The organism is Candidatus Avoscillospira sp. LCP25S3_F1 (assembly GCF_052117125.1).
Taxonomy (GTDB): Bacteria; Bacillota; Clostridia; order Oscillospirales; family Oscillospiraceae; genus Avoscillospira_A.
Genome location: NZ_JBQKJT010000039.1, coordinates 1 through 7,011, shown reverse-complemented (window position 1 = coordinate 7,011; position 7,011 = coordinate 1). Strand labels below are relative to the sequence as shown.

2 protein-coding genes are annotated in these 7,011 nt (G+C 54.3%); both read right to left on the bottom strand.

All coding sequences use genetic code 11. The features are described from left to right. Window positions 1–543: 543 nt before the first annotated feature. Window positions 544–5,706, bottom strand: a complete 5,163-nt coding sequence (locus tag ACTQ33_RS16695; protein WP_441465625.1) for an S-layer homology domain-containing protein — start codon at window positions 5,704–5,706, stop codon at window positions 544–546. A 227-nt stretch (window positions 5,707–5,933) separates the two neighbouring features. Beyond that, on the bottom strand, window positions 5,934–6,740 hold the full coding sequence (locus ACTQ33_RS16690) for a LytTR family transcriptional regulator DNA-binding domain-containing protein (RefSeq protein WP_441465624.1): 807 nt from the start codon (window positions 6,738–6,740) through the stop codon (window positions 5,934–5,936). Window positions 6,741–7,011 lie beyond the last annotated feature (271 nt).

The window sequence follows — 7,011 nt, the reverse complement described above, 5'->3', positions numbered from 1 at the left end:
ACCTGTTCGCTTACCGGCACAGCCTGTCCATCTATGTAAAGATAATAATTCGCCCTTTCTTCACGATTTTTACTCATAGCCGTTACCTCCGAAAAAGTTTGAAAAGTAGATAGGTTTTCAAACTCTCGAAGGGCGGCGAACGGCAGCCGACAAAGCGGAATCGTTTCTGTCGAATCACCGAGCAAGATGGTTCAGCAGGTGGCGGTTTGTCGGACTTTTTGTGATACTCCCGTCGATTTCTGCTTCTAAATGAAGAAAATGCGGGTTTCTTATCGAAAAAAAGCGTACAAAAAGAGGGCACAAGTGAACTTGCTATCACTTGCGCCCTGATTGGACTGGATATTTTATTTTGGAGGTCTCCACCTGTTAGCGGTGGAGAAAGGTCAAAAGGGGTATCTACCCATAAGCGGCCTCCCTTGCACCGCTATGGGAATGGAACAAAGCAGTAGAAGTTATATGTCCCGAAAACCGCTTGCGGCATCTATTGTTACTGTTTCAATATACTCCAATGCTGCTTCGTGTCCTTTCTGAATTTGTGGTCAGTTATCTTCTCGCGCCATCTGCGCCAACTTCGTAGCCGTCCACTTTGGTGCTGACCGCCATAGAGCCGTCCGCATAGAAGTAGTACCACTTGCCGTCGATCTGCTTCCAACCGCCGGAGAACATCTTGCCGTTATTGTCCAGCCAGTACCATTTCTGGTCGTCGGAGAGCCAACCTTTCACCGACTCTCCGTTTTTGTAGTAACTCCATTCGCCGCTGTCATTCTGCCTCCAGCCGTTTGCGGTCTGCGGGTCGATGATGACCTCCACAAACCGGTGTAGGACGGTGGCGGCTTCAGCGCGGGTGGCGTTGCCCTTCGGGTCAAACAGATTATTCGCCTTGCCGGAGAGAACGCCTGCCTGCTGCATCGTCTTGACCGCATTCTTTGCCCAGAAGGAAATCTGCGCGTTGTCGGCAAAGGTCACAGCCTCCAGCATTTTCGGGATAGAATAGCCCATCTTATCGGCGTAGTTCTTCATAATCACTGCCATCTGCTCACGGGTGATTTTGTTATCCGGGGCGAAAGTGGTAGCACCGGTGCCATTCACAATGCCCTTGCTTGCCGCCCAGTTGACATAGGGAGCGTAGTAGGCGTCGGTTTTCACATCAGTAAATTTCCCGTTTTTGTAATCTGCCGGATTGATTCCTGCCAGACGCCCAAGGGCAGTGACAAACATTCCCCGTGTCAGGGTGGTGTTCGGACTAAAGGTGGTTTTGCTTGTGCCGGAGAACAGCCCGCGGCTGACCGTAAACAGGATATGTTCCTTAGCCCAATGACCATTGATGTCGGTGAAGTTCGGAACTGGGTTCTTGTAGCCCACACCATAGATACTGAAATGTGCCGCTTCAAAGATTACGGCTTTCTGGTCTGCGTCATAGCTGGATTTGGTCAGCCATTCCACCTTTCCGGTCTTGTCCACATAGACTGCATACAGATTTCCGGTCTTCTCATTCTTCGCCGGAGTATAAGGGATGGCAACGCTGATGGTCTCTCCATTTAGATTGACAGCAGTTTTCTTGCCGTCCTTAACACACTCAAGTGTGATGTCATAGACCGGACGGCTTCCTATGGCTTTCTTGGCTTCCTGATAGGAAACAACCGTTTTTTTGATCTTCAAAATCAGTTCGCCGCTGGTCTGGCGGTTTAGCTCCTTGAGGGTATCCAGTGTGAAGTCAAAGTCTGCCATACGATCGGTGTCGATGGTGAACTGCTTGACATTGGAGGACACCAGCTTATCCAGCGTGTCCGCTTTCAGGGTAATCTGTACATCCTTCAGTTTGGCATCCATCTTTACAGGAACCACCACAGCAATGCCGTTTGCGGTGGTTCCATTTTTCTTCGCGTCAGCGGTGGCCTTGTTGATCGCGTCCTGTACGGCGTTGCCGTCAATGCTGGTATTTCCGTTTTTATCCGGTGTTGCCGGCTTGGTCTGGCTGGTGGTCGGGATGTCCGGTTTGGTCTGATCCGGACGCTCTACAACCGTGGAGCTGCTGGAGCCGCCGCCGGAGGAAGAACCACCGCCGGTAGAGCCGCCGCCGGAGTAGGACACCACATAGGGCGTAATGCTTCCGGTCAGATTGTTGTAGTTGTCCCCGTCAGTGGGAGTATAAGTCCAGTTGTAGGCGGTGTTAGCTGTTACAACGGTGTCATCGGCAACGTCCCACGCGATGGAACCGTCGGCGGGGGTAATGCTGCCCACGGCCAGAGCTGCGTCCGCCAGGGTCTTGCCGGAGGAGGTGATGGCGGTGTAAGCGGGAGTGCCGGTGGGGGTGGCCTTGTTGATGGTCACCTTGATGATATCCTCAACCGTTTCATAGGTGTTCGTGTCCGCGGGGGTGAACACCACGGTCACGCTGTCGCTGCTGTCCGCAACATTCACGGGAGCCGCGTTCTTGAAGCTCCAACTGCCTTCCACGCTGGCGGTGCCGGTAATGGCGCTGTCCGGAACAGCGGAGCCGGTATAGGCCACGGTGATGTCGTTGGCGCTGACCGTGGGAACATCCTTTTCCGTCAGTTCGATATTGACCTCGACGGTGGCGTTCTCATAGTTGTCGGAGGAGATGACCACCCGCAGGGTCGCGCGGCTGGGCATGCTGCTGGACAGGGTGTAGGTCACTTTTCCGGTGTTATCCACATCCCAGTCGGTTATAGAAACGACATCACCACAGGACATGGTTCCTTTGGTATAGGTCAGGGTGCCGGCGTCGGCAGGCATGCCCGCGCGGCCGATGTCTTTGCTCTGCTGGGTGTTCACGGTGTACTTCTGCTCGACAGAAATTTTGTTCAGCATCGGCGCGGCGGCCTTGCCGATGGTAAAGCTCTGCTGCGCTTCGCTGAAGGTGTAGTTTCCGGTCGTCTTTTCCGTGACCGTGATCTTGCCGGTGCCGGCATTGATGTTGTCGGCGAGAACGGCGGTATAATCACTGTCGGTCAGAGCGGTGTCGCCGTCCTTCACCGTGAAGGCGGGCGTGATGGCGCTGCCGGTGAAGGTATAGGTTCCGCTCACTGCAATGGTGGGCGTGATGGACTTTTTGGCGATGGTGAAGTCCTTGGTCACGCTGCCGGTGTAGTTGGAATTGTCCTTGGCCGTGACCGTCAGGGTGTAGCTGTCGGCGTTGGTCTGCACATTGTTGGACACGTTGCAGGAGCTGGTGATATCCACTTCACCAAGCTTCACGGTAACCGTCTGGGTCTGGCTGGAGCCGTTGTAGGTCAGCGATTCACCCAGCGTGACCGAAGCGTCCGCAATGGACCTGGGCGCGATGGTGACGCTGACCGAAGCCGGCTCGCTGTCGGTGTGGTTGCTGTCGCCCACGACCTTGTAATAAACGGTGTAGCTGCCGGTGGTGGTGCCGGTGGGAACACTGTCGCTCCAGTTTGTATTATTCAGACTGTACTGCATGGTGCCGTCCGCTGTAGTACCGGCGGTGACCAGCGCCTGCGCACTGCCGTTATAGACCAGAGTGTTTGCGGTGGGGGCGGTCAGCGTGGGAACCTGCTTTTCCCACCGGGCAGTCAGGCTGGTCACGTCCGCCGGAACACTGGCACCGGGGGCGTAGAGCTTGCCGTTGCTTCCAAGCCACACGAAGTAACTGCCCGTATCTCCATCGGGGCGGGTCAGGCCGTCGCTGCTGGGAGCGGTGTATGTCCCGCTGGATTTCACCGCCAAATTGACAGTAACAGCAGTAGCATCACGTCCCACATGGCCGCCGTTCAGGTCCAGCGTGACGGTCGTCAGGCCGTTAGCGCCCAGGTCGCCAGGGTTCAGGATTTCAAGGACGGGGCGGAAACCGACGCTCGGAGTGGAGATCGTAGCAGAGTGGTGGCTCCAGAGGCGGGCCGAAGAGTACCCGCGAACCGCACGGCCCGACGCGTCGCCAGAAAAAGTATCCTGTCCCCACGAAAACATTTCATTCCAGTTTTGGATATATTCGTTGTCCTTGTTCAGTATCGTGTCCCATTCGTTGCTTTGGGGCGTGCCGGGACCGGAATCGCCCGAACCTGTAGAAGCACTTCCCACAGACGGTGCGCGCAGGGTATAGTCCACGCCGCCGGCGACATAGCCCTTGCCGAAAATCAGACCCTTCTCATTCAGCTCATCCCAGCTGACGGTATGGGTCACGGCGTAGTCCGCGATAAACAGGCTGTGGGCGTAAGGCTTTACCATATCATCAGTGCTTACACCTTCAGAGTTGCGGGAATAGGCGTTAATCGTCCCCACATAGGTAAAGGGGACATAGTGCAGGGCGCTGTCCGGCAGATTGCCGTTTGCCGTTCCGGGAATATTCATCGCCGATAGGTCAAAGTAATAGGTGCCGTCGGGCTTGAGGGAAAACTGCTCTGATAAAGTAAACTGCGCCGTGAGCTTGGTAACGTCCGCCGGAACACTGTCGCCGGGGGCGTAGAGCTTCCCGTTGCTTCCGAGCCACACGAAGTAACTGCCAGTATCTCCGTTCGGGCGGTTCAGACCATCGGACGCGGGCGCGGCAAACTCGCTGCCGGTTTTCACGATGATTTGAATAGCATCGGAGCTACCGCCGAGCGTTCCGCCGTTCAGGTCAAGGGTAACGACCTTCAGTCCGTCAGACTTCAGTGTGTCAGGGTTCAGGACTTCAAGGATGGGGCGGAAACCGACGCCCGGGTGGGAGACCGAAGCACCGTGGTGGTCCCAGTAGCGGGCCGAATCGTACCCGCGAACCGCACGGTACGACGCGCCGCCAGAAAAAGTATCCTGTCCCCACGAAATTATTTCATTCCAGTTTTGGATATATTCGTTGTCCTTGTTCAGCATCGTGTCCCATTCATTGCTTTGGGGCACGCCGCGTTGGGAATCGTCCGAACCTGTAGAGTCACTTCCCACAGACGGTGCGCGCAGGGTATAGTTCACGCCGCCGCTTTGGTATTCCTTGCCGAAAATCAGATTTGCGGTATTCAGGGTATCCCAGCTTACATCATTCGTTACGGCATAGTCCGCCACAAACAGGCTGTGGGCGTAAGGCTTTACCGTATCATCAGTGCGTACACCTTCAGAGTTGCGGGAATAGGCGTTAATCGTCCCCACATAGGTAAAGGGGACATAGTGCAGGGTGCTGTCCGGCAGGCTGCCGTTTGCCGTTCCGGGGATGTTTGCGCCGGAGAGGTCAAAATAATATCTGCCGCCGGGAGTGAGGGAAAACTGCTCATTAGGCGAATCATTAGCCAATAGCATTGGCGCAGCCAGCGCCCCCAATGCAGCGGCAGCTTCCGCATACCGGGTAAAATCCAGCTCATCTATTTCCTCGTTGGAGAGTTTCTCCTTCGCCTCGTCTATGGCGTCAAGCTGCGCCTTGACATCTTCGGCGTTATCTTCAGTGATTTCTTCTGCGTTCGGTAAAGCGTCGATCATGGCCTGTACGCTTGCCACCGTGACAGCCTCCGCATTGGACGGGGTATTATCTCCCGCGCCGCATAGCTCGCAGACATATCCGCAGGGCGTCCCCTCGGCTGCGGGGGAATAGCCGCAATCCTCCGTATGTTCGGCGTGGTGTTCGCATAAACCGCCCGTTTCCGTAATGGTCTGCCCCCTGTCCTGTGTCGGCGTCTCGGCAAAGACCGTTGGGGTACAGAGGGAAAACAGCATTGCGCCGCTAAGCAGCAGGCTAAGTATTCTTCGTTTTCTTTTCATATTCTCCTATCCTTTCTGTCAAAATTTTCTTGCCGGCATGGCAAGGCAAGCTCTGTCTTTTCGGCTTGCAAAGGTTAAACGGAAATATTATAAGGGCTGCTCTCGCTCCTTTCAATCGACTTGGCGTGAAGCGACGTTTAAGAGGCGTGAAACGACAGCAAAAAAACGCCGCCCATGTCTGTCCATGGAAATGGACACACGTGGACGGCGATTCGGATATGGAGCGGCTACAGACTATCGGTCATCTCCTGTGACTTGTCGAAATAGCGCATCATTGCCTGACTACCTTGCCTGCTGATTTTGGTATATGCGATGTCTGAGAGGTCGAACAGGATGCACCCGCAGTGACCTTGGAAGGTGGGAAAACAGATCACCTGCAGCCACGCGCCGATCTCCGGACTGTAATCCATGACCTCCAGTCTTTCCCCATATAGAGCGGCGCGCTCGTATAGGCGCAGCCATTTGGCATCCATATTGGAAAACAGGCTGCCGAAGGAGCTGCCGATGAGCGTTTTAAGCGGCAGTCCTTCCAGCTTTGCCAGAGCAGGGTTTCCATAGCGGAAGACCCAGTCCACCGCCCGGCGCTTCTCATCAAAGATCATTTCGATGTCCGTAAACGCAAAGGGCATAGCCTCGAAGCCGCAGTAATGGGCCTGGTATTCCTCCTCAGTGGAGGGGGCTTCGTCTTGGGCAAAACTGCTGATGAGACGTTTTTGAGCCGCCTGGAACTGAGCTATGATCTGCTTTTTCTTTCGGAGTGTATAGATCAAGGATTCGCCGTTGTTGAGATCAATGTGGTCGGTGATGTCATGGATGGCTCTGGCGGACACCAAACAGCCCCGGTGGACTTTGAGGAAATTGTCCCCCAGTGCTTCTTCCAGATCACTGATCTTCATCCGCGTTTTGTATATCTTCCCGCCGGACACATGGATCTCGGCAGTTTTATCAATCATCAGGACATATAGAATCGTGCTGGCATTCAGTACAAGCTGTGTTCTGTCTGACATGATCGTAATGTATTTCCCATCCCGCACGGTAAACACCTCCTTTTCACGCTGAACAGAAAATATAGACAGAAATATTATCACACATTTTCTGTCGGATTTCAACTGCACCTCGTTGCCGGGCATAGGAATGCAAAAAATTTCGGTAACATAAGTTATCAGGAATTCACAATACTACGCGCACATGTGCGCAAACCTGCTAATAGGTGTCAAGCCCCAAAATGAAAAATCGGATATCTGAAAATGAGCATAACAAAACAGACCTGCAACAAAGTAAAAATTGCAGACCTGAGGGTTTTAT